Origin of the sequence: Rudaea sp., from assembly GCF_047601565.1 — a bacterium.
In the GTDB taxonomy this organism is placed as follows: domain Bacteria; phylum Pseudomonadota; class Gammaproteobacteria; order Xanthomonadales; family Rhodanobacteraceae; genus Rudaea.
In genome coordinates this window covers 328,374-351,376 of sequence record NZ_JASGIY010000001.1, presented here as the reverse complement: position 1 = coordinate 351,376, position 23,003 = coordinate 328,374, and the positions used below count along the sequence as shown (strand labels likewise).

18 protein-coding genes, 1 tRNA gene and 1 pseudogene are annotated in these 23,003 nt (G+C 63.6%); 19 read left to right on the top strand and 1 reads right to left on the bottom strand.

Going from position 1 to position 23,003, the window contains the following annotated elements; genetic code table 11:
* The first annotated feature begins 202 nt into the window (after positions 1–202).
* The 13 genes and pseudogenes from QM741_RS01530 to ggt all read left to right on the top strand — a co-directional run bounded on the left by QM741_RS01530 (position 203) and on the right by ggt (position 17,983).
* Positions 203–733, top strand: a complete 531-nt coding sequence (locus QM741_RS01530; protein ID WP_415205987.1) for an RNA polymerase sigma factor — start codon at positions 203–205, stop codon at positions 731–733.
* The gene (locus tag QM741_RS01525) at positions 730–1,821 is read left to right on the top strand and encodes a FecR family protein (RefSeq protein ID WP_415205986.1); all 1,092 of its coding nucleotides are present in this window, start codon (positions 730–732) and stop codon (positions 1,819–1,821) included. The genes QM741_RS01530 and QM741_RS01525 overlap by 4 nt, the downstream gene beginning before the upstream one ends.
* Positions 1,822–2,081: 260 nt before the next feature.
* Positions 2,082–4,730, top strand: coding sequence for a TonB-dependent receptor domain-containing protein (locus QM741_RS01520; protein WP_415205985.1), 2,649 nt, complete (start codon positions 2,082–2,084; stop codon positions 4,728–4,730).
* A 64-nt stretch (positions 4,731–4,794) separates the two neighbouring features.
* Complete coding sequence (locus QM741_RS01515) at positions 4,795–5,787, top strand: alpha/beta fold hydrolase (RefSeq protein ID WP_415205984.1); 993 nt, start codon at positions 4,795–4,797, stop codon at positions 5,785–5,787.
* Positions 5,784–7,301 (top strand): serine hydrolase domain-containing protein, encoded by a 1,518-nt coding sequence (locus QM741_RS01510; protein ID WP_415205983.1) that lies wholly within the window; start codon positions 5,784–5,786, stop codon positions 7,299–7,301. The genes QM741_RS01515 and QM741_RS01510 overlap by 4 nt, the downstream gene beginning before the upstream one ends.
* A complete protein-coding gene (locus QM741_RS01505) occupies positions 7,202–8,650 on the top strand; it encodes a D-serine ammonia-lyase (protein WP_415209060.1) in 1,449 nt (482 codons plus the stop codon). Before QM741_RS01510 ends, QM741_RS01505 begins: the two co-directional genes overlap by 100 nt.
* Complete coding sequence (locus QM741_RS01500) at positions 8,647–10,674, top strand: serine hydrolase domain-containing protein (RefSeq protein WP_415209059.1); 2,028 nt, start codon at positions 8,647–8,649, stop codon at positions 10,672–10,674. Before QM741_RS01505 ends, QM741_RS01500 begins: the two co-directional genes overlap by 4 nt.
* A gap of 214 nt (positions 10,675–10,888) precedes the next feature.
* A tRNA-Thr gene (locus QM741_RS01495) sits at positions 10,889–10,961 on the top strand.
* Positions 10,962–11,362: 401 nt separating this feature from the next.
* Positions 11,363–11,863, top strand: a pseudogene (locus QM741_RS01490) (TonB-dependent receptor plug domain-containing protein); the annotation flags it as partial.
* Between the two features lie 763 nt (positions 11,864–12,626).
* Entirely contained in the window at positions 12,627–13,868 is a 1,242-nt protein-coding gene (locus QM741_RS01485; protein WP_415209058.1) for a TonB-dependent receptor domain-containing protein, read from the top strand.
* A gap of 165 nt (positions 13,869–14,033) precedes the next feature.
* Positions 14,034–14,819, top strand: coding sequence for a L,D-transpeptidase family protein (locus QM741_RS01480; RefSeq protein WP_415205982.1), 786 nt, complete (start codon positions 14,034–14,036; stop codon positions 14,817–14,819).
* On the top strand, positions 14,816–16,057 hold the full coding sequence (locus QM741_RS01475) for a dicarboxylate/amino acid:cation symporter (protein ID WP_415205981.1): 1,242 nt from the start codon (positions 14,816–14,818) through the stop codon (positions 16,055–16,057). Before QM741_RS01480 ends, QM741_RS01475 begins: the two co-directional genes overlap by 4 nt.
* Before the next feature lie 219 nt (positions 16,058–16,276).
* Positions 16,277–17,983 carry a gamma-glutamyltransferase gene (ggt, locus tag QM741_RS01470; RefSeq protein WP_415209057.1) on the top strand — a complete coding sequence of 569 codons (1,707 nt, stop codon included), beginning with the start codon at positions 16,277–16,279 and terminating at the stop codon, positions 17,981–17,983.
* Positions 17,984–18,100: 117 nt separating this feature from the next.
* On the opposite strand, the gene QM741_RS01465 is transcribed toward ggt, so the two are convergent.
* Positions 18,101–19,612, bottom strand: a complete 1,512-nt coding sequence (locus tag QM741_RS01465; protein WP_415209056.1) for a CoA-acylating methylmalonate-semialdehyde dehydrogenase — start codon at positions 19,610–19,612, stop codon at positions 18,101–18,103.
* 294 nt (positions 19,613–19,906) lie between these two features.
* Here QM741_RS01465 and QM741_RS01460 point away from each other — a divergent pair, with 294 nt between their 5' ends.
* The 6 genes from QM741_RS01460 (at position 19,907) to QM741_RS01435 (ending at position 22,988) form a co-directional block, all read left to right on the top strand.
* Positions 19,907–21,031 (top strand): serine hydrolase domain-containing protein, encoded by a 1,125-nt coding sequence (locus tag QM741_RS01460; protein WP_415205980.1) that lies wholly within the window; start codon positions 19,907–19,909, stop codon positions 21,029–21,031.
* 275 nt (positions 21,032–21,306) lie between these two features.
* On the top strand, positions 21,307–21,648 hold the full coding sequence (locus QM741_RS01455; protein ID WP_415205979.1) for a type II toxin-antitoxin system RelE/ParE family toxin: 342 nt from the start codon (positions 21,307–21,309) through the stop codon (positions 21,646–21,648).
* Positions 21,641–21,934 (top strand): helix-turn-helix domain-containing protein, encoded by a 294-nt coding sequence (locus QM741_RS01450; RefSeq protein ID WP_415205978.1) that lies wholly within the window; start codon positions 21,641–21,643, stop codon positions 21,932–21,934. Before QM741_RS01455 ends, QM741_RS01450 begins: the two co-directional genes overlap by 8 nt.
* A 37-nt stretch (positions 21,935–21,971) precedes the next feature.
* Positions 21,972–22,235, top strand: coding sequence for a hypothetical protein (locus QM741_RS01445; RefSeq protein WP_415205977.1), 264 nt, complete (start codon positions 21,972–21,974; stop codon positions 22,233–22,235).
* Between the two features lie 100 nt (positions 22,236–22,335).
* A complete protein-coding gene (locus tag QM741_RS01440; RefSeq protein WP_415205976.1) occupies positions 22,336–22,590 on the top strand; it encodes an AbrB/MazE/SpoVT family DNA-binding domain-containing protein in 255 nt (84 codons plus the stop codon).
* Entirely contained in the window at positions 22,587–22,988 is a 402-nt protein-coding gene (locus tag QM741_RS01435) for a type II toxin-antitoxin system PemK/MazF family toxin (RefSeq protein WP_415205975.1), read from the top strand. Before QM741_RS01440 ends, QM741_RS01435 begins: the two co-directional genes overlap by 4 nt.
* Positions 22,989–23,003: the final 15 nt, after the last annotated feature.

Genomic DNA, 23,003 nt, shown 5'->3' with positions numbered 1-23,003 from the left:
GCGCGTGCCGATCGAACGCGGCGAAAAGAACCTCGGCGCACGTGGACACCGTGGTGTTTCGCCGCGGTACGTTCCGGGCCGCCCGGGCCGCGCATGGGCACATCCGGTATCGGTGTCGTCGTGGTCGAGCCGCGCGCGCTACCCAATTTTCCTTCTTCGGCGCTCAATTTGAGGGATGATTGGAATTTCCTGGAGTTCACGCGTGCACAGCCGCTCGAAGACAGGGTTCGTTGGAAGCATCGCCGCGCAGTACGGCCGGCGGCTGCAACGATTTTTGGCCGCCCGGCTGCGAAATTCGGCGGATGTGCCGGATTTGGCGCAGGAGGTCTTCCTGAGGCTCTTGCGGGTCGAGGATCACGGCCAGATACGGAACCCGGAAGCCTATCTTTTTACCGTTGCGAGTCATGTGGTGCATCAGCACCGGGCCCAGGAATCCGTCGACACTGCAAGCGGAGACATTGCGGAAATTCTGGCCGGAAGCGCGCTCGTCGCGCCGGACGATCCACAAGCGTCCGCGGCATTCGATCAGCGGCTCGAACAGTTGCAGGCATTGTTGAAGGATTTGCCGCCGCGAGTGGCCACCACTTTGGTACTCGCGCGTGTTCACGGGGAGTCGCTCAAGGAGATCGCCCAGAAGCTGGGGGTTTCGCGAGAAAGTGTCAAGAAGTATCTGGCGCGCGCCATGGAGCATTGCCGTCAGCGTGCTGCAGAAACAGGAAGTGACGTCAAATGAAGCGCAGAGAACATCCCGTTTCCAATCACCAGATCCTCGCGGAGGCCTCCGAGTGGTTCGCGGCTTTTCGTTTCGACGACGTCGATGCGACGGCGCGAAAGCGGTTCAGCGAGTGGCTGCGTAGTTCGCCTGTGCACATCCATGCCTATCTCGAGCTTGCGCAGCTATGGGCGGAGATGCCTGGCGGTGAGGCGCGCGGCCAAGTAGGCATAGAGGCATTTCTAGAAGCGCCGAAGACCGCCGATGCGGAGATCATTCCCCTCGACACATCGTCGCCTGCGCCCGCGCGAATTCCGACGAGAACGCCGCGACGGATACTGAAAGTTGCTTTCGCGGCTGTGGCCTCGCTCCTGATCGCTTTCGTCGGCTGGTGGTCTCTTGGCGGCTACACGGAGTATCGCACCGACAAGGGCGAGCAGCGCTCGATCACCCTCGCGGACGGTTCGTTTCTCGATCTCAATTCGGAAAGTGCGGTGCGCGTGCATTTTACGCGGCAGGTGCGCGAAGTGAATCTGCTGGCGGGGCAAGCATTGTTCCGGGTGGCGAAAGACAAGCAGCGTCCGTTCGTCGTTGTGGCAGGTACACGCGAAGTCATCGCCGTCGGGACGCAGTTCGATGTCCAGCGTCATGATGGCAGCACAATCGTGACCGTTATCGAAGGCCGGGTTGCAGTCACGTCTCCGGGAAGCGACTTCTCACGCGTTCTGTGGCCGAATTCGAGCGTTGATCCCAGTGTCCTTGCGGGCGGCATGCCAGCCGATTTGCTGTTGATCGGCGCTGGCGAGCAGGCGATTGTGACGCCTCAATCCGCAGTCAAGCCCAAGCATGCGGACATCGTTACGGCGACCGCGTGGGTTCAGCAAAAACTGGTCTTCGAGGCGACGCCATTGTCGGAGGTCGTCGACCAATTCAACCGCTACAGCGCACGGCATCTCGTCGTCGACGATCCGCGCTTGGCCACGCTGGGCATCAGTGGCGTGTATTCCTCGACGGATCCCGGCTCGCTTTTGCTCTTCCTGCGCAGTCAGCCAGGAATCCGCATCGTGGAGTCCGAACAAACGGTCCGTATAACGTCGGCCACGCCTTGACTCAAGGCCACCTCGAAAAATTCCGCCACTTCGGCGAAGGTCGGAATCCGGCGACTTTCAAACCTTTGAAACTTCAGGCGCTGGATCCCGGCTTTCGTCGAATGATGAGCAAAGAGGAATTTTGCGCGGTGCCCGCAAGATTTGGGACATCCGCCATTTACCCAGTTTCGTTCCCGTGACGCTCTATCGTTGGATGGGGTCGTCGTCTTCTCGAGGCTGCGACGGATAGGCAAGGTCTGCTAACACGATTGGGAGAATCTATGCGAGTCGTTTTCGTTTCTGCGGTGTTGGCTCTTGGTGTGTGGAATCCGGCAGTGGCTGGAAAAGTCAGCGCCGCGGTCCAGCAGTATACGCACATCGAATCCCAACCTCTGGGGCAGGCGCTGAAGAAGCTTGCTTCGCAGCGTGGATTTCAGGTGCTTTATCTGAGTTCCGTTGTCGGCGATGCTCGAACACCTGGCGTGAATGGGTCTCTGACGACTGCAGAAGCACTCGCCGGCCTGCTCTCGGGAACCGGGTTTTCCTACAAATATGTCGACGAAAAGACGGTGACGATTTACCGCGATGCTGCGGGACCGGCGCCGTCGTCATCATCACCTGCGGCTCCTGCATCGCAATCACGGGACCAAGGCAATACAAATGTCCCGGGAGATCCGGCAGACAATGGACTTCTTCCGGCTCAGGCGGATCAGCGGAAGAATTCCGCCTCCATGCATGCACAGGATCCGCGGAGCCCATCGAATTCCAGAAGGGCATATCCGGAATCGGGTGCGAGCTCGGGGCCGTCCGAACTGGGAGAGGTTGTCGTCACGGCGCAGAAGCGGCAGGAGCGGCTCCAGGACGTGCCTGTGGCGGTCTCGGTTCTCGAGACGGACGCACTGGCGGCAAACAATCAACTGCGCATCCAGGACTATTACGCACAAATCCCGGGCATGAGCCTGTCGAGCAACGCCAATTTTGGCGGCACGCAATTCATCACGTTGCGAGGTTTGAGCACCACCGCCTACAGCAATCCGAGTGTTGCCTTCGTCATCGACGACATTCCCTTCGGGTCGAGCCTGGGATGGAATTTCGGCGGCGTCACCTATCCGGACATCGATCCGAGCGATCTCGATCACATCGAGGTGCTGCGCGGACCGCAGGGCACGCTGTACGGTGCGGACAGTCTCGGCGGCGTCGTCAAGGTCGTCACCCGGGATCCTTCGACCGAGGGGATCAGCGGTCGTGTCCAGGTTTCTGCAGGCACGGTCGATCACGGAGGCAATGGCTATGGTGTACACGCGGCGGTCAACCTGCCGGTCAACGACGTTCTTGCCGTGCGATTGAGCGGCTTCACCCGCCGTGACGCGGGTTATGTCGACAACGTCACGACCGGTCAGCAGGACGTGGACCGGGCGCAGTATCACGGCGGCATGGGGTCCGTGCTGTGGGCTCCCTCCGAGAATCTTTCGGTGAAGTTCAACGTGATGTTGCAGAGCGGCGTGGGCACCGGCTCGGCGGAAGTCAACGCCGACGAAAATCTGAAGCCGACGATCGGTGACTACAGCCAGACCGGAATGCGGGGCGTGAACAGCTATACCAACTCGCTCAAGGTCTACTCGCTCAGAGTCCTTGGCAAGATCGGGGATGCGGACCTGACCTCCCTGACCGCCTACAACACCAACAGGTACTGGGCGCTGTACGACTTCAGCCAACTGTTCGGTTCGTTCTCGCAGAGCATGTACGGCGTTTCCGGATCTCCCTTGAGGAATCTCTATCTGACCAAGAAATTCTCGCAGGAGGTACGTCTGACCTCGCCGCAGGATCAGAAACTGGAGTGGATGATCGGCGGGTTCTACACGCACGAAGACGATGGTGCGAGCTATCAGAACTTTTATGCAGCCGACATTCTGAGCGGCGCAAACGCGGGGCCGCTGGCGGACAACTTGTACACGCCGAACACGATGGCGGAACGCGCCATATTCGGCAACGTCACTTGGCACTTCACCGACGCGTTGGACTTGCAACTGGGCGCGCGCGAGAGCTCGAATCGTCAAGCCTTGGGCAGCACCAGTTTCGGTCCGCTGGATGATCCGTATACGCAGGTGACGCCGACCATCCGCGCCGAGGGCAATGCCTTCACTTATCTGATCACACCGCGCTTCAAGATCACGCCTGACATGATGTTCTATGCGCGTTTCAGCACGGGATATCGGGTCGGCGGCACCAACCTCGCATACATGCCGGGAAACGGGGTGCCCGAGCAGTTCGATCCGGACCGGACGACGAACTACGAGTTCGGTTTCAAGGGCGACCTGTTCGATCGCATGCTTACATTGGATGCCGCCCTCTACTACGTGGATTGGAGGAAAATGCAGATCACCGAGATTTACAAGGCGAATAATATTTCGTATACCGCCAACGGCGGCAAAGCGACGAGCCAGGGACTGGAGCTTTCCGCACAGTGGCGTCCCTGGCAGGGCACTACCGTCTCCCTGGTGACGGCATTCAACGACGCGGAACTGGCGGAAGATCTTCCGTCGTCATCGACCGCTTACGGCCTCAAGGGCGATCAGTTGCCTTACAGCAGCAAATTTTCGGGATCGTTGCGAATCGAGCAGAAATTTTCCTTGGCTGGTGGCTGGGAGGGCGCGCTGAACGCTTCCGTCAGTCACGTCGGCGTTCGTTACGCGGAGTTCGGCGGCACGTTCACGGATACGCGACTGCGTTACCCGGGCTACAGCTTCGTCGATACAAATTTCTCGGTGATGCGCGGCCCCTGGGATATCAACCTGTACATCAACAACCTGACCGACTCGCGTGGTGTCCTCGGCGGCGGGCCGGCGATCAACTACGACAATCCCACGCAACATTTCGTGTCGTACATGCAGCCACGCACGATAGGCGTCTCCGCATCGTATTCATTTTGAGAACGAGCTGGCGCAGATGGCCTGTTTCGGCGTAGTTGGGGGGCGACTCTGGTTCGGAGCCAGGATGTGCCTGGCATCCGTGCTGCTGCTCATGGCTGGGGCGATGCCGGCAGCGGTGCCGGAGAAGCCCTGGTTCGATCCCGCCACGCATCACGAGCGTTTTGTGTCGGCGAATGGAGTACGGTTCGAAGTGCTCGATTGGGGCGGCTCCGGCCCGGCGCTGATCTTCCTGCATGGGCTGGGCGAGAATCCGCACATCTTCGACGACATCGCGCCGGCGTTCGCCAATCGTTACCGGGTCATCGCGTATGCGCGCCGCGGGCATGGCCGCTCGGACGCGCGAGGCCCTTACGATCTGCCGGTTCTGACCGAAGACTTGCGCGGCCTGATGGATGCGCTGGGTATCGCGAAGGCGACGCTGGTCGGCTGGTCGATCGGTGGCAGCGAGATCACCTCGATGGCGATCAAATACCCGCAGCGCGTGGAAAGCCTCATCTACTTCGACGGCTTGTTCGACTACGACGACCCGGTGTTTGCGCAAGCCGTCAAGTCGGCGCCGGCGGAATTGGACGGGCTCACGCCAGACGCGATGACCTCGCTGGATGCCTATCGCGATTACCTGCGGACGGTGGTTTTCGCAGGTCTCGACGACATCGGCCGCGTCGAGGCGTATCTGCGCGACGAGGTCGTGGCATTGCCCGACGGCACGGTGAAACCCGTCACTCCGGATTCCGTACAGGACGAGATATTGAAGTCCGCGCGCCTGCCGCGCGAATACGCGCGCGTGCAGTGTCGAGCGTTGGCGTTCGTCGGCACGACGGGTTTCAGCGAGCCGATCGCCGACCCGAAAAGAAGGGCCGTGGTGCAGGCATTCGAAGCGAATGCCCTGGGTCCGTTCCGCGCGCGATCGATCGAACACGCGCGGCGCGAGCTGCGCAATCTGAAGATCGTCGTCGTGCCGGGCGCGCATGCGACGTTCTTCCTCGTATCGCGGGCGCAGGTCGTGCAGGCGATGCGCGAGTTTCTTCTGGCCATCACACGGCACAAGACATCATGACGATCTCGCCTTTGCACAAACTCGCTGCCATGACGATGCTTGCGCTCGCCTCTGTCACGGCCGATGCCGGTACGGACACGGACGCGGCGGCGAATCCGTTCGCCATGACCGATCGCATTTTCGAGGAGTTTCGTCTCGACGCGCATGTTCCCGGCCTGGTCTACGGCGTTGTCGTCGATGGCCATCTGGTCCATGTCGGCGCGTCCGGCGTCCAGGATGTCGACCGGCACCGGCCCGTCGGCGCGGATTCGCTTTTCCGCATCGCTTCGATGACGAAGGCGTTCACGGCGCTCACCGTGCTGAAGCTGCGCGACGACGGACTGCTGCGCCTCGACGAACCCGCCGAGCATTACGTGCCCGAACTGCGCCACTGGAAATACCCGACCGGCGATTCGCCGAAAATCCGCGTCAGGGACTTGCTCAGCCACTCGGCCGGGTTGGTGACGGACGATCCTTGGGGCGACCGGCAACTGCCGCTGTCCGAACAAGAGTTCACGCGGTTTTTGAGCGCAGGCGTTCCGTTTACGCGCGCACCGGGCCTCGCCTACGAATATTCCAATCTCGGCTATGCGCTGTTGGGACGCAGCATCACGAATACTTCCGGGCATCCGTATGCGCAGACTATCGAGAGCCTGCTGTTGCGCCCGCTGCGGATGAACGACTCGGGCTTCGTCGCCGATGCCGCGCCGATCGGGCGCCGCGCACTCGGTTATCGCTGGGAGGACGATGCCTGGCGCGCGGAACCGACGCAGGCGGCCGGCGCCTTCGGTGCGGTCGGCGGCATCCAGACCAGCGCCAACGATTACGCCAAATGGGTTGCATTTCTGCTCTCGGCATGGCCGGCGCGCGACGATGCCGATGCGGGGCCGGTGAAGCGCGCCAGCGTGCGCGAGCTGGCGCAGGGATCGAATTTCGTCCGCCTGACGGTTCGCCCCGGCCATTCCGCGCCGGAATCGTGCCGTCAGGCCATCGCTTACGGGATGGGCATGCAGGTGGTGACGGATTGCGAGCTGGGAACCGCACTCGCGCACAGTGGCGGTCTGCCCGGATACGGCTCTTATGTTCTGCTGTTGCCGAATCGCGGCGTCGGCGTGTTCGCCTTCGCCAATCGCACCTATGCCGCGCCGATCGCGCCGGTGTGGGATGCGGTCGTGGGGCTGATGAAGTCCGGCCAGTTGCCCGGCGAACGCAGCCTGCCGCCGGGCGTCGATCTGATGGCGGCTTACCGCACCGTCGCGCACATCTACGCCAGCGGCGGCGTCGAGGCGGACCGCGGCCAGCTTGCGATGAACTTCCTCATGGATCGTTCCGCCGATGCATGGAAGCGCACTCTGGCGAAACTGAAAAACGATGCGGGCGAGTGCGACACCTCGGCACCGATAATCCCCGGCGGTGCGCTGACCGGCAGCTTCGCATGGCGTTGCAGTCATGGACGAATCAAGGGCAACGTGCAGCTCGCGCCCACGCTGCCGCCGCGCATTCAAAAACTGGAGCTGGCGGTCGTCGCACCATGAGTGGCGGATTCGGTGCGCACCGCTTGCATCCGCCCTCGCTTGCGCAGGCAGTGAGCGCGAAGCAACCCGTGTTCTGGAGCAACCCGAACTGGCGGACGCTGAGCGAAGCCGCAACCGACGCGGCGCTGGGATTGGCCGACGTACGCGACGCCGAAGCGCGCTGGCAGCGCTTCGGCGGCTTGCTCGAAATCTTGTTCCCCGAGCTGCGCGCCAGCGCCGGTCTCATCGAGTCGCAGCTCTATCCGGTCGACGCGTTCCGGCAGGCGCTGACGGACGACGGCTCATCCGCAACGGGCCGCTGGTTCGTCAAGGCCGATCACGAACTCCCGGTGGCGGGATCGATCAAGGCGCGCGGCGGCATTTACGAGGTGCTCGTCCACGCCGAACGCCTGGCACTGGGTTCGGGATGGATACAGGCGGAAGACGATCCGTGCGTGCTTGCTACGCCGCGCCTGCGCGAATGTTTCGCGCGTCATCGTGTCGCGGTCGGTTCCACCGGAAACTTGGGTTTGAGCATCGGCATCGCCGCTGCGGCGCTCGGCTTTCGCGCCACCGTGCACATGTCCTCGGACGCGAAGGCGTGGAAGAAAATCCGGCTGCGCGCGCGCGGCGTCGAAGTCGTCGAACACGAGGGCGATTTCGGCGCCGCGGTCGCTGCGGGTCGCGAACAAACCGCGCACGATGCCCATGCCTATTTCGTGGACGACGAGAATTCGCGCGAACTGTTCCTCGGCTACAGCGTGGCGGCGTTGCGCCTGCGCAAACAACTCGCGGATTTGCGGATCGAGATCGATGCGGGCCGTCCGCTGTGCGTGTATCTGCCCTGCGGCGTGGGCGGCGCGCCGGGCGGGATCACGTTCGGTTTGCGTCATCTCCTCGGCGATCACGTGCATTGCTTCTTTGCCGAGCCTCTCGCCTCGCCGTGCATGCTGCTGCGTCTCGCGCAGACGGACGACGCCGACGTCTCGGTCCGGGATTTCGGGCTCGACAATCGCACCGCCGCAGATGGGCTGGCGGTGGCCCGCGCCTCGCAGTTCGTGGCGCCGCTGATGCGTCCCTTGGTGTCGGGCGTTTTCACCGTGGCCGACGACCAGTTGTTCGAAGACCTGTATCGACTCGAGCGCAGCGAGGGCTTGCGTATCGAGCCGTCCGCCGCCGCAGCCCTGCGCGGACCGATGCGATTGCGGCAGGCGCTGCGGGATGCGGATTGCACTCCGGGCCGCATTCGCGCGACGGATATCGAACCCGCGACCCATGTCCTTTGGACGACGGGTGGAACGTTCGTTCCGGAAGAGGAATACCGGGAGTTCCACGAGCGCGGCCGAATGCTCTTCCACTCCGTCGCATGAGGCGCTCGACGCGACAGTCATTCAAGGAGACAACCGTGCACAAACTCGCTCTCGCCATAGCCATCGCATTTTGCGTCGCATCCGTTCACGCCGATGATCTCAAGTCATTGCCGACGACGGCGGAAGTTCTCAAGCAGGACAGCTCGCGCACGACGCCGGACGGTACACGCTTCGTCGCGCCGGTCGGCTGGTCGATTCGCACGACGGGATCAACGGTAATTCTCGGCGCGCCGGAGGCGGGCTCGCGCATCGCCTTGGTCGACGTGTCGGCGAAGGACGCCGATACGGCCGTTGCCGCAGCGTGGAACGCGTTCGATCCGAATGCGAAGCGGCCGCTGAAGATCGCGATCGATCGCCCGCCGCGCGACGGCTGGGAAGAACGCCGCATCTACCAGTACGAAACCTCGGCGAACGACCGGCGCGACGTGTACGCCGTGGCGCAACGTCGCGGCGATCACTGGACCGTCCTGATCGGCGATCTGGCGAACGCCGTGGAAGAAAAGCGTCTCGCGCAGATCGCGCAGATATCCGGCCGGCTGTGGCCACAGGGCTACGAGCGCGAAAGTTTCGCCGGGCGTACCGCGCACGCGCTCGACGCGGCTCGGCTCGAACGGATCAAGGCGTTCGTCGAAGAAGGGCGCAGGCAACTCGACGTGCCCGGCATCGCCGTCGGCATAGTGCAAGGCGGCAAGACCGTGTTTGCCGGCGGCTTCGGCGTGCGTGAGCAGGGCAAGCCGGCGAAGGTCGATGCCGGTACGCTCTTCATGATCGCCTCGAACACGAAGGCGCTGACCACGCTGATGCTGGCGCGCGAGGTCGAGGCGGGCAAGTTTGGTTGGGACACGCCGGTTACCGAGATTCTGCCGAGCTTCAAGCTCGGTGACAGCGACACGACGCGGCAGGTATTGGTCAAGCATTTGATCTGCGCCTGCACCGGGCTGCCGCGGCAGGATCTGGAATGGCTGCTCCAAGGGCGCAAGCAGACGCCGAGCACAGTGATGAAGATGCTGGGAACGATGCAGCCGACCAGCAAGTTCGGCGAGCTTTACCAGTACTCCAATCTCATGGCATCCGCAGCGGGGTTCGTCGGCGGTCATGCACTGTATCCGGACAAGGAACTCGGTGCGGCCTATGACGCGGCGATGCAGGACCTCGTGTTCGATCCGCTGGGCATGAAGTCGACCACATTCGATTTCGCCAAAGCGCTGTCCGGCAACCACGCCTCTCCGCACGATTGGAACGTGGATGGCCAGACCGTACCGTCCAGCATGGATCTGAACTACACGGTCTTTCCGGCGCGTCCCGCCGGTGCGGCATGGAGCAACATCAACGACATGCTGCGATATGTGCGGATGGAACTTTCCGACGGTCTTCTGCCGGACGGCAAGCGACTGGTCGCGGAAGGGCCGCTGCTCGAACGCCGCAAGCGGCAGGTCGGGATCGGCAACGACGCGAGCTACGGCATGGGTTTGATGGTCGACCGCACCTGGGGCGTACCGGTAGTGCACCATGGCGGTTCCATGTTTGGCTACAAGTCCGACATGATGTGGCTGCCGGATGCCAATGTCGGCGCGGTGATTCTCACCAATGCGGAAAATGGCTGGAGCTTGCTTGCACCGTTCCAGCGCCGTCTGCTTGAAGTCCTGTTCGATGGCAAGGACGAGGCGCTTGGCGACCTTGAGGCGAGCGCCAAGCGCATCAAGGATCAATTCGCCGTGGAGCGCAAGCGCTTGGCTGTGCCGGTCGCCCCTGCGGTCGTCGGGACACTTGCCGCACACTATCGCAATGCGACGATGGGCGATATCTCGGTACGCCGAATCGGCGCGAATCTGTGGCTCGATTCCGGTGACTGGAAAAGCGAAGTCGCTTCGCGCAAGAACGACGATGGCAGCGTTTCGCTCGTCACCGTGTCACCCGGTGAATCCGGTTTCGAATTCGTCGTCGCCGACAAAGCCGGCAAACGCGATTTGACGCTGCGCGACGCACAGCACGAGTATGTCTTCAGTATGTCTTCGACGAGGTGAAGTAATCGCACACCCGGAACTTGCCCGGGGTCGCTCACTACCGGAGAAGGGAATCGACCGTGCAAGGCATGCGAGCGGTAGTGCATCAATACCGATCAAAGGCAGATCGGGCAATTGCATGCTGATTCGTGGGGTGGTGGCAGGACGGAATCGAACCGCCGACATCGCCACGGTTGAGCCAAGTCCGCATCTTGCCTATAATGCCCGGCTCCGTGCCGGAGTAGCTCAGTTGGTAGAGCGGCGCATTCGTAATGCGTAGGTCGGGGGTTCGATTCCCTTCTCCGGCATGTCCGCATGCTTTGCGGACGACGCATCGGTCGACGGCTTTCCAGCGCAGATGGCGGTGGTACCGAATCGGCGAGAAGCGCAAGGACGAAAGCGCCCGCGTCTGGAAGAAACTCCTCGGCGGTGCCATCGTGCCCGATGGCATCGGCACGCCGGTTGAGGACACCCGTTCGCAACGGACCCCAAAACCTGAAGTTATGCGAAGCACCGACCTTTTCATTGGTGGATGTCGCGTGCCCACGTCTATGCTTGGCTCGGGGCCGTGGAGGGAATGGGGCGAACGGGTCGATTCTCGTGGATTCCACGGCCACCGAAGGAACACCATCATTTGCTCGCAGCGGTACGCGATGGTATTGATCTGCAGCGCCTTGCAGCCCGAAAACACGAACTCCGGTGAGGAATCATGCACAAATCCATTGGTAATGCCGTTCCGACCTTGCTGGCTGCCGCGATCCTGCTTGCACTCGCCAACACCGCAACGGCGCAGGACACCACTGCGTCCGCATCAAGCAATACGTCGGGCAAGACGTCCGCCACGGAAAAAAGCCAGAGCCTCGATACGGTCATCGTGACCGGCACGCGCGCCGCGGGCCGCACGGTCAACTCGTCGTTGACGCCGATCGACATCATTTCCGCCGACGATTTGAAGGCGAGCGGCACGACCGACCTTCCCCAGGCCCTGGCGCGCCTGGTTCCGTCGCTGAATTTCCCGTTGTTCCCCGCCTCGGACACCTTCGCGTTCCAGCGCCCGTTCGAATTGCGCGGCCTGTCGCCGGACCAGGTTCTGGTGCTCGTCAACGGCAAGCGCTGGCATACCGGCGCGCTGCTGATGACGTTGGGCCAGATCGGCCAGGGCGCACAAGGCGCCGACCTGAACACCATCCCCATGTCGGCGGTCGACCATATCGAAGTGCTGCGCGATGGCGCCTCTGCGCAGTACGGCTCCGATGCCCTGGCGGGCGTCATCAACGTGATCCTGAAAAAGGGCGCGGAAGGCGGCGACCTGCAATTCTCCGAAGGGGAATATTCCGCAGGCGACGGTATGCAGGTGCAAGGTTCCGCCAATTTCGGCGTGCCGCTGGGCGGCGACAAGGGCTGGCTGCGCCTTTCCGTGGACGACATCCGTCAGGACCCCACCAACCGGGCCCGGCCCGACAACCGGGCCGGCCTTGCGCAGCTGGGGGTGAAATTCCATTACGGCGTGACCGAATTCGACAGCCAGAACGTGCTCCTGAACGCCCAGTACAATTTCACTCCCGACGTGCAGTTCTACGCTTTCGGACACTACAGCCAGCGTGTCGGCGATCCATACGCCTACTTCCGTTACGGAAGCAATTATCCGTCCTATGCGTCCTCCTCGCTGCTCAAGGTGACCGCGAAGCTCGGGCCGATCTTCCCGGACGGTTTCTTGCCGATGGAGCAAGGCAATGCGATCGATCGCTCGCTGGTCGCGGGGCTGCGCGGAACCTGGAACGACTGGCATTGGGACGTCAGCGCGAACTACGGCGGCAACCGGGTTTACTACAACACCAACGACTCCACGAACTACGCGATGCTGTACGACTTCGGCAGCAGTCCGCGCAACATCTACGACGGCCGCCTGACGGCGACGCAGCAGACCTTCGACATCGACATCTCGCGCGAAATCCGAGTGGGCTGGCTGCCCAATCCGGCGACGCTGTCGTTCGGCACGCAATGGCTGCGCCAGGGCTACCAGAATCAAGTCGGGCGAGCCGGCCTCGTATTACGTCGGCACCTCCGGCGTCACCGGCGGCGCGCAAGGCTTCGCGGGGTGGGGGCCGTGGGACGCGAGGTCGGTCGCGCGCAACGATCTTTCCGAGTACGTGCAGTTGGAGACCAACCTGACCGACCGCTGGAGCGGCTCGCTGGCGGCGCGCCACGAGGATTACTCCGACTTCGGCAGCACGACCTCCGGCGCGTTGTCGACGCGTTTCGATTTCACCGAAGCATTCGCCCTGCGCGGCAGCATTTCGACCGGGTTCCGCGCGCCGACCCTCGGTCAGCAGCATTACTCCGCGACCACTTCGACCGCCTACGGCGCCGGCAACTCCCTCGGCCTGCCCGCGGGCATCTACCTGAGCGGCCTGGTCCCAGTCGACAACCAGCTTGCCAAGCTGCTCGGCGCCACGCCGCTGAAGCCGGAGACATCCAAGAGCATCACCTTCGGCGCCGTGTGGACTCCCACCGAGGCGCTCAACATGAACGTCGACGTCTATCAGATCAACGTCGACGACCGCATCGCGATGTCGAGCACGCTTTCCACCTCGACGGCGGTGGTGCTCAACTACCTCGCCGCCAACGGCATCACCAACGTGCAATACAGCGGCATCCGCTATTTCACCAACGCCGGCGACGTGCGCAGCCAAGGCATCGACGGAGTAGCCAGCTATCGCAGCGACCTCGGCGATGCGGGCACGCTGACGACGACGTTCTCGGCGACCTACAACAAGAACAAGGTCACCAACGTCCTGCCCAATCCCGCCATCCTCACCCAGTTGGGCGCGACGTTCGTGCGCCTCGGCCGCGACGCCGTTCTCGGCCTGCTCGCGGACACGGCGCCGCGCAGCAAGATCATTCTCGGTGAGACCTACGAGACCGGTCGTTGGAGCTTCACGGGCAACGCGATCCGCTATGGCCGCGTCACCGTCTATTCTTCGACCAATTCCATGTACGATCAGTCGTTCCCGGGCAAATGGATTTTCGATGCTTCGGCGAGCTACAGCGTGAACCGGTTGAGGTTCACCCTCGGCGTCGACAACCTGTTCAATACCTATCCGGAAGAAGTGATCCCCTCCCAGAACAACAACGGCACGTTCCCTTATCCGGGGGCTTCACCGTTCGGCTCCCAGGGGGCGTTCGTCTATGGAAAGGTCCAGTACCGTTGGTAAGTCGGACTCGCCGCGAAGATGCCCCCACCGGGTCGTTCGCGGCAATGCTGGACTTGCATGTCGAAAGGGCCGCTCCGAACAAAGGACCTCGACGACGGGCGTGCCCTGATTTCCCAGAGGCCGTGGTGGAAAGCTAAAGTCGCGCCTGCACAGGAACCAGCACACATGTTTCACGGGCACCATCGCAGCGTTTCCATTTTCCGGCTGTTTCTTGTCGTTCTGTGCGTCGCCAGTTGCGCCCGGCACCCGGCGCGGACCGCGTCATCGGAGTCGACCTGGCGGGATTCGCGCCAGCTCGTGCTGGTGATCGTTCCGGACTGGAATGCGAACCACGGCAGTCTGCGCAGCTACGCTCGCGATGGCGGTCGCTGGTATGCCGTGGATGCGGCGCAGCCGGTCGCGATCGGACAGGCGGGCGCCGCCTGGGGCCTGGGCTTGAACGAAACGCACGGCGACGGCCCGATCAAGCGCGAGGGCGACGGCCGCAGCGCGGCGGGCGTGTTCCGCATCGGCGAGGCGTTCGGTTACGGCAGCCATGCCGATACCGGGCTCGAGTACCGCGCGATGCAGGCATCCGACTACTGCGTCGACGTCGACGGCTCGCCGTCGTACAACCGCATCGTGGACGCGAATGCAGTCGATGCGAAAGGCTCCAGCGAACCGATGCGCCGCGACCTGCACATGGACGGCGACCAGCGCTACCGCCTCGGCTTCGTGATCGAGCACAACGCGACCGGCCGGCGCGGCGCGGGCAGTTGCATCTTCGCGCATCTGTGGCAATCGCCGACCGACACGACGACGGGTTGCACCGCGATGAGCGATGCCACGATGCGACATTTGCTGGCGTGGCTGAAACGCGGGGACGCGCCCGTCTTCGTGCTGCTGCCGCAGAGCGAATACGCCCGCCTGCATGCGCAATGGGATCTTCCACCGCCGGAGATGCAACCGTGAATGCGACGACGCGCGTGCTGATCGGGCTGGCGCTGGGCGCGCTGGGTGGACTGGCTTTGGATGCTTACGATTCCGCGACCGCCGTGAAGGTCGCGGACTGGATCCAGCCCTTGGGGCGACTATGGCTCAATGCCCTGCAGATGACCGTGGTGCCGCTGGTGTTTGCGCTGGTCGTCGTCGGCGTGAATGCGGCCAGCGATGCGGCGGCGTCGGGGCGCATCGCGCGCCGCGCGCTCGGGGTGTTCGTGGTGCTGTTGACGATCGGCGTGACCTTGGCCGCGCTGACCGCACCCATGCTGTACGGTCTGTTCACTCGCCATCCTTCATTGGCCGAGGCCCTCGGTGGCGCGGTGGCGCAGAATATGCCGCACGCGGGGCAGGCGGTCGGCTGGGCGGACTGGCTCAACGGCATCGTGCCTAGCAACGCGCTGATGGCCGCCGCGCAAAGCGCGATGTTGCCGCTCGTGGTATTTGCCCTGTTTTTCGGCTTTGCGCTGTCGCGCATCGATGCGGCGCGGCGCGAACTGATGGTGTCGTTTTTCCAGGCCATTGCCGATGCGATGATCGTCAGCGTGCACTGGGTGCTGTGGGCGGCGCCGTTGGGCGTGTTCGCGCTGATTCTCGCAGTATGCGCGCGCGCCGGCATACACATGATCGGCGCGCTCGGCGTCTACGTGCTCGTGGAAAGCACACTGTACGTGATGGCCACGCTGGCGATGCTGCTGGTGGCCTGGACATGGGGCCGCGAACGCGTGCGCCGCTACATGCCGGCGCTGGTGCCAGCGCAGATCGTGGCGGCGAGTACGCAGTCCTCGCTTGCCGCGCTGCCGGCGATGCTCGAATGCAGCGTGCGGCGTCTGGGCTATCCGCAGCGGGTCGCGGCATTGGTGTTGCCTATGGCGGTGAGCCTGTGCCGGCTGACGAGCCCGGTGCAATATATCGCCTCCTCGTGTTTCATCGCATGGGCCCTCAACATCGATCTCGGACCCGCCCAGCTCGCCGCGGGCGCGGCGCTCGCGATCGTGATCAGCCTGGGCGCGGTAAGTCTGCCGGGGCAGGTGAGCTTCATGGCGACAAACATGCCGGTGGCGCAGGCGATGGGCGTGCCGGTGGGGCCGCTGGCGCTGATGCTCGCGATGGATGCGCTGCCCGATGCCATCGGCACCTTGGGCAACGTCACGGCGGACATCACCGCGGTTTGCGTGGTGAGCCGTCAGTCTTCGTCGGATGCGGCATGAGGCGAAATGCCCGCATGCCGTTTCCGTTCGTCGGGCGATCTCGAATCCACCACCGGATCGTGCCAATGGCCAGCTTTTTGATTGGCGGCTTTCACGTGGAAACATGAGTGTATCGAAGGACGGGAATCGGCCTGTCCATGACTGTCTCGCCCCATTGGAGCACGAGCAATGAGCTTTCGCATCGCGCCGCAAACCCATGCCGAATCCGTCTGCCGGACGATGCCGTTGCGCGACTTCCCGTGGCCGCATCGTCTTGCATTGGCGGCGGTCCTCATCGCGCTCGGTGCGCCGGCATTTGCGCGTGACACCGGCGCGGCGACGAAGACGGCCGCGATCGCCAGCGCCAACGCGCACGCCACCGAAGCCGGCTTCGCCGTGCTCGCCGAAGGCGGCAACGCGATGGATGCGGCGATCGCGGTCGCGACGTCGCTGTCGGTGGTGCAGCCGGAAGCGTCCGGCATCGGCGGCGGCTTCCTCGCGTTGATCCACGACGCGGCGAGCGGCAAGGACACGTTCATCGACTCGCGCGAGATGGCGCCGGCGGCCGTGAAGTCCGCGGACTATCTCAACGCGGACGGCACGCCCAATCGCGACACTTCGCTCAACGGCCCGTTGGCCGCGGGCATCCCCGGATCGCCCGCGGGCCTAGCCTACATCGCGCAGCACTTCGGCAAGCTGCCGCTGAAGAAGTCGGTGCAGCCGGCCATCGATCTGGCCGAGAAGGGCGTCCGTCCGACGACCTCGCTGGTGCATTCGATTGCGCATCGCGCCGACGTGCTGCATCGCTACGCCGCCTCGACGGCCAAGTTTTTCCCGAACGGAAAAGCGCTGACTGAGAAAGACGTCTTCCGCGACGAGGCGCAGGCGCGCACGTTGAGGATTTTCGCGGACAAAGGCGCCGACGGTTTCTACAAGGGCGAAGTCGCCGAGGAAATGGTCGCGGCGGTGAAGGCGGCCGGCGGCACGTGGACGGCGACCGATCTCGCGAGCTACCAGACCAAGGAACGCGCGCCGATCGAGCTGACCTACGACGGCTACAAGATCGTCACCGCGCCGCCGGTGTCCTCGGGCGGCGTGGTCGTCGGCGAAGTGCTCAACATTCTCTCCGGCATCGACTTGAAGAGTCTCGATCAGGCGCATCGGCTGCACTACGAAATCGAAGCGATGCGCCGCGCCTATCGCGACCACAACGAATATCTGGGCGATCCGGATTTCGTGAAGATGCCGATGGATATGCTTCTGTCCCCGTACTACGCGGACGGATTGCGCCAAAGCATCCTGCCCGAACAGGCGACGAAATCCGAATGGCTGCCGGCCGTGCACGCCAAGGAACCGGGCATGCACACCACGCACTTCTCGATCGTCGACGAGGACGGCAACATGGTGTCGATGACCTGCACGGTCAACACCACGCTGGGCTCCGCCTTCGTCGCCGGCAAGAGCGGCGTGCTGCTCAACAACGAGATGGACGACTTCGCCCTGGTCGCCGGCCAGCCCAACGCGTTCGGCCTGATCGGTGGCGACGCCAATGCGCCGGTCGCGGGCAAGCGCATGCTCTCCTCGATGACGCCGAGCTTCGTCATCGGCAAGGACCGCCTCGCCGTCATCGGCTCGCCGGGCGGCTCGACGATCATGACCCAGGTGCTCGAAGGCATGCTCGCGTTCATGGACGGCAAGAGCGCACCCGAGATCACCGCGCAGAAGCGCTTCCATCACCAGTATCTGCCCGACACGGTCGAGATCGAGCCCGGCAGCCTGCCCGCCGAGGTGGTCGCGAAGCTCAAGGCGATGGGCCACGACGTGCGCGAGCGCGAGCCGTGGGGCAACATGAACGTCGTGGTCTGGAACAAGACGACGAACACGAAGACGGCGGCCAGCGATCCGCGCAGCAAGGCCGGCCTCGGCAAGGTGCAGGTCATCCGCTGACGGCGACGGGTTTCAGTGCAGGTGCCGGTTTGCACCGGATTCGCGGCCGTCCCCGGTCTGGCCGCATATGGGTCGTCGCTCCGTGCCCCGGTCCGGGTCGGGTGCTTTCCGTTGCGATCAATCCGCCGTGGGCATGGCGAATTCGGCACCCTTGGAGATGTTTTCCGGCCAGCGCTGCATGATCGACTTCTGTTTGGTGTAGAAGCGCACGCCTTCTTCGCCGTAGGCGTGGGTGTCGCCGAACAGCGAGCGCTTCCAACCCCCGAACCCGTGCCAGGCCATCGGCACGGGAATCGGCACGTTGATGCCGACCATGCCGGCCTGGATGCGGCGGCCGAATTCGCGCGCCACGTGACCATCGCTGGTGAAGCAACTCACGCCGTTGCCGAATTCGTGGGCATTGACGAGTTCGATGGCCTCGGCGAAGTTCTTGACGCGCACCACGGCGAGCACCGGGCCGAAGATCTCTTCTCGGTAGATGCGCATTTCCGGCGTCACGCGGTCGAACAGCGTGGCGCCGAGCCAGAAGCCGCCGGACGTGTCCGTGCCGGTGCCCGCGCCGGCCGTCCTGCCGTCGAAGTTGCGGCCGTCCACGAGCAGCTGCGCGCCTTCCGCCACGCCGAGGGCGATGTAGCTGTTGATGCGTTCCTGCCCGGCGCGCGTGACGATGGGCCCCATCTCGGCGGCGAGGTCCTCTCCGTCGAGGATCTTGAGCGCTTTGGCGCGCGCGACCAGTTCGGGTATCAGCCGGTCGGCCACGTCGCCCACCAGCACCGCCACCGAGATGGCCATGCAGCGTTCGCCGGCGGAGCCGTAGGCCGCGCCGATCAGCGCGTCCACGGTACGCGTGATGTCGGCATCGGGCATGACCACCAGATGGTTCTTGGCGCCGCCGAGGGCCTGGATGCGCTTGCCGCGGCGGGCTCCGGTCTCGTAGATATGGTTGGCGATCGGCGTGGAGCCGACGAAGCTGACGGCCGCCACCTGCGGGTGCTCCAGCAGGGCGTCGACAGCCACCTTGTCGCCCTGCACGACGTTGAATACGCCGTCCGGCAAACCGGCTTGCTTGAAAAGCTCGGCGATGCGCAACGACGGGCTGGGGTCGAGCGGACTGGGCTTGAGCACGAAGGTGTTGCCGCAGGCAATGGCCACCGGGAACATCCAGCACGGCACCATCACCGGAAAATTGAAGGGGGTGACGCCCGCGACCACGCCGAGCGGCTGGCGCAGGGTCCAGTTGTCGATACCCGTGGACACCTGCTCGGTGTAATCGCCCTTGAGCAACTGCGGGATGCCGCAGGCGAATTCCACCACGTCGATGCCGCGCGAGACTTCGCCCTGGGCATTCGTGAATACCTTGCCGTGTTCCGCGGTGATCAGGTGGGCCAGTTCGTCCCGGTGCTCGTTCAGCCGTTCCAGGAACTTGAACAGCACCCGGGCGCGCCGCAACGGAGGCGTGTCGGACCAGGCGGGAAACGCCGCGGCCGCGGCTTGCACGGCGGCGTCGACTTCGCCGGCGCTGGCCAATGCCACGGCGCCGGTCGCGGGATTGGTGACGGCGCCGGTGTTGCCCGAAGCGCCGGATACCGTGCGCCCGTTGATGTAATGGCCGATTTCGGTGGAAGCGATGGTCGCTGCGCGGGGACTCCGAGGGGATTGTGCGCGCTTGGGCGCGGCGGTCAGGACCGGGCGGGACTCAGGCGGTGGTGCGGACAACCCATTGTCGGTGCCGATCAAAAATTGACCCGCTTTGCGATGGAGGACTGCCTCGCGTGCGGACGCTGCCGTTGCCTGAGCGTTGGTGAACAAGTGTAGCTTTTCTGCGGTGGCTTTTCTTCCCTCCTCTTTTGCCTGTAGTGGTCTACCATGAAATCCTTGGGCTCTGATTCGGGTTCCAGAAACGAAACCTCCAAGAGGCAAACGATGAAACAAACGAAATTCTTCACATGGGTCTTCGCCGCGGCGATTCTGGCCGGTTGTGCCGCCACGCCGCAGAACAAGCCCGCGGAGTTGTCATTGGCTCAGGAGAAAGAGGTCGATGCGGCGGTCGCAGAAGGCATGCGCCGCGACGGCACGGTCGGCATGGCCGTCGGCGTGATCAAGAACGACCGCATCGTCTACCTCAAGGGTTACGGCTACGCCGACCGCGAATCGAGCGTGCCGGTGACGACGCAGACGATGTTCCGCTGGGCATCGGTGTCCAAGCCCGTGGCCGCGCTCGCGGCGATGCAGCTCGTCGAGCAGGGCAAGCTCGACCTCGACGCCGACGTGCGCCGCTACGTGCCCGAATTCCCCGACAAGGGCGTGAGGATCACCCTGCGTGAACTGATGAGCCATCAGGCCGGCATCGTCCATTACGACAACGGCCCCGTCATCAAAACCGAACGCACCTATACAGAGGCGCATCCGTTTGCGGACGTCGTCACCGCGCTCGACTGGTTCAAGGATTCGCCGCTCGTCAACCAGCCAGGCGAAAAATATTCCTACTCCACCTTCGGCTTCATGCTCGTCGCCGCCGTCGTGCAGCGCGCCGGCAACGAACCGTATGCGCAGCAGGTGCGCGAGCGCATCGTCGATCCGCTGCACCTGACGACGATGCAGCCCGATTACCAGTGGATCGCCATTCCCGACCGCGCCGTCGGCTACGTGAAGAACGGCGACGCGATCGAGCGCTCGACCGACACCGACGTGAGCTGGAAGCTCGGCGGCGGCGGTTACATTTCCGACATCGCCGATTTCGCCGGCTTCGCCAAGGGCGTGCTCGACGGCCGCCTCGTTTCCGCGCAGACGCAGGCCGCGATGTGGACGCCGCAAAAACTCGCCGACGGCACCGCCACCGGCTACGGCCTCGGCTTCATGATCGCCGACGACAACGGCCGCCTGCGCATCGCCCACAGCGGCTCGCAGGAAAAGACCAAGACGTGGCTCGCGATCTGGCCGCAGCAGAAGCGCGGCATCGTCATCATGACGAACAGCGAATGGGTCGATCCGCGCAAATACGCGGAGCCGGTGATGGCGGCGGTGGAGAAGGCGGCTGGCGCGAAATAAGCTGCCGTCTTTTGACGGCGAATCCTGGCCGCCATATTGCCCAGGGACCAATCACGGCGGATTCGACGCATGCGATGTGCGGCCGGCAGCGGCTTGCCGAAGCGCGCTTTGGTCCCTTTTGCACCCTGAACCGAGTTCTTACCTCGTCGAAAAATGAAGACCAAGATCGATATCGCCACGAGCGAGGTCGCCCTGCGCGGCTGACCCTGCGCCGCTGCGCGTTTGCCGTTGACGACGATCATTGACGCTTGTACTAAAAAAAGTACAATGCGTGCATGACACCGACCTTGCAGGTCCACTTCTATGCCGCTGCGTCCGGCAATGAACCGGTGCGTGATTGGCTTCGCACGCTGAAGCGTGAAGATCGCAAGTCGATCGGCGAAGACATCAAGACTGCGCAGTTCGGCTGGCCGCTCGGCATGCCGCTGGTGCGCAAGATGGAGCCCGGTCTCTGGGAAATACGCAGCCGAATCACTCACGGAACGGCACGCATTCTCTTCACCGTGTCCGGCTCGACCATGGTTCTGCTGCACGGATTCGCGAAGAAGTCGGCGAAGACGCCGGCGGCGGATTTGAAGGTTGCCAAGCAGCGCAGATCGGAGGTACACAATGGCTAAGCGCAAAAATTCCATCGGCTCGAATTTCGACGACTTCCTCGCCGACGACGGCATGCTCGCCGAGGCAACCGCCGTCGCGATCAAGCGCGTGATCACCTGGCAGATCGACGAAGCCATGAAGGCCGAGCACATCACCAAGAAGGAGCTTGCCGAACGCATGGGCACCAGCCGCTCACAACTCGATCGTCTGCTCGACGAAAGCGATGCGGGGCTTACGTTGGAAACGTTGAGCAAGGCCGCGCAGGCGTTGGGGCGGCAGGTAAGGGTGGAGTTGGTTGAAGCGTAGCCGACGGTCCATGAAATGGTGATCACTTTTCGCCCATGTGACCCCGTTCCGCCGTCACCGCTCCGGTTTTCGCCCGCCGATCCGCAAAAACAATCCGAGGCCTTTGGCGAAGCGTCGCAGAAACCATCTCGGCCAGAGCATTCGGGCCATCGACGACGTGATCTGGATCGAGTGCAACTGGTTCGAGAAATGCGGGCAAGCCGGGCGGCAAATGCGCGATGTGTATCCGTTCCTCGTGCTGTCGCCGACGTGGCGAGTGGGTTCCGCCGACGCGGCCGACACGGCCCAGGCGCGCCGATGAGTGGAATTCAATGAGCGCAGCGCATCGCGCGGCGCTTTCATGTTGTGCCTGAAGCTGACCAAGTATAGACTTCGTATAAACATATTGGACGGAGCGCATCATGGCGGCAGTCGAGCTGGACATCAAGCAGTGGGGCAACAATCTGGGTGTGCGCTTGCCGGCGGCGATCGCGCGTGCGGCGCATCTGCGCGCGGACCAGCGCGTGAGCATCGTTGTCGAGGCTGGCCGCGTCGTCGTCACGCCGGTGGAAGATAGATTCCTCACGCTTGAGCAGCGCTTGGCGCGGTTCGATCCGCAGCATCACGGCGGCGAAGTCATGTCCGTCGACGGGCGTGTCGGGGCCGAGCGGTGGTGAGCAGGCCGGTCGGCAAGCGCATCGCCAGGCGCGCGCACGCATGGGCGCCGGATCGGCAGGACGTGATCTGGATCGACTGCAACCCCCAAGCCGGGCGGGAAATGCGCGACGTGCATCCGTTCCTCGTGCTGTCGCCCAAGGCGTTCAACCAGCGCACCTCGCTGGTCGTGGGCTTGCCCATGACGACGGCAGCCTGCAATGCGAGCAACCCTTTTGCCATTGCCGCCGGCGCGGCAAGCGGGCGCAAGCCGGGAGCAATCAGCTACGTGCTATGCCACCAGCCCAAGTCGTTCGATTGGCGATTGCGCGGCGGCAAGCCGCATCCCATGCGCAAGCTCGACGACAAACCGTTCGCCGAAGTGCTGCTGGTGCTGAATCAGATCGTGCAGTTGGCGTAGGACACCGGCAGCGGA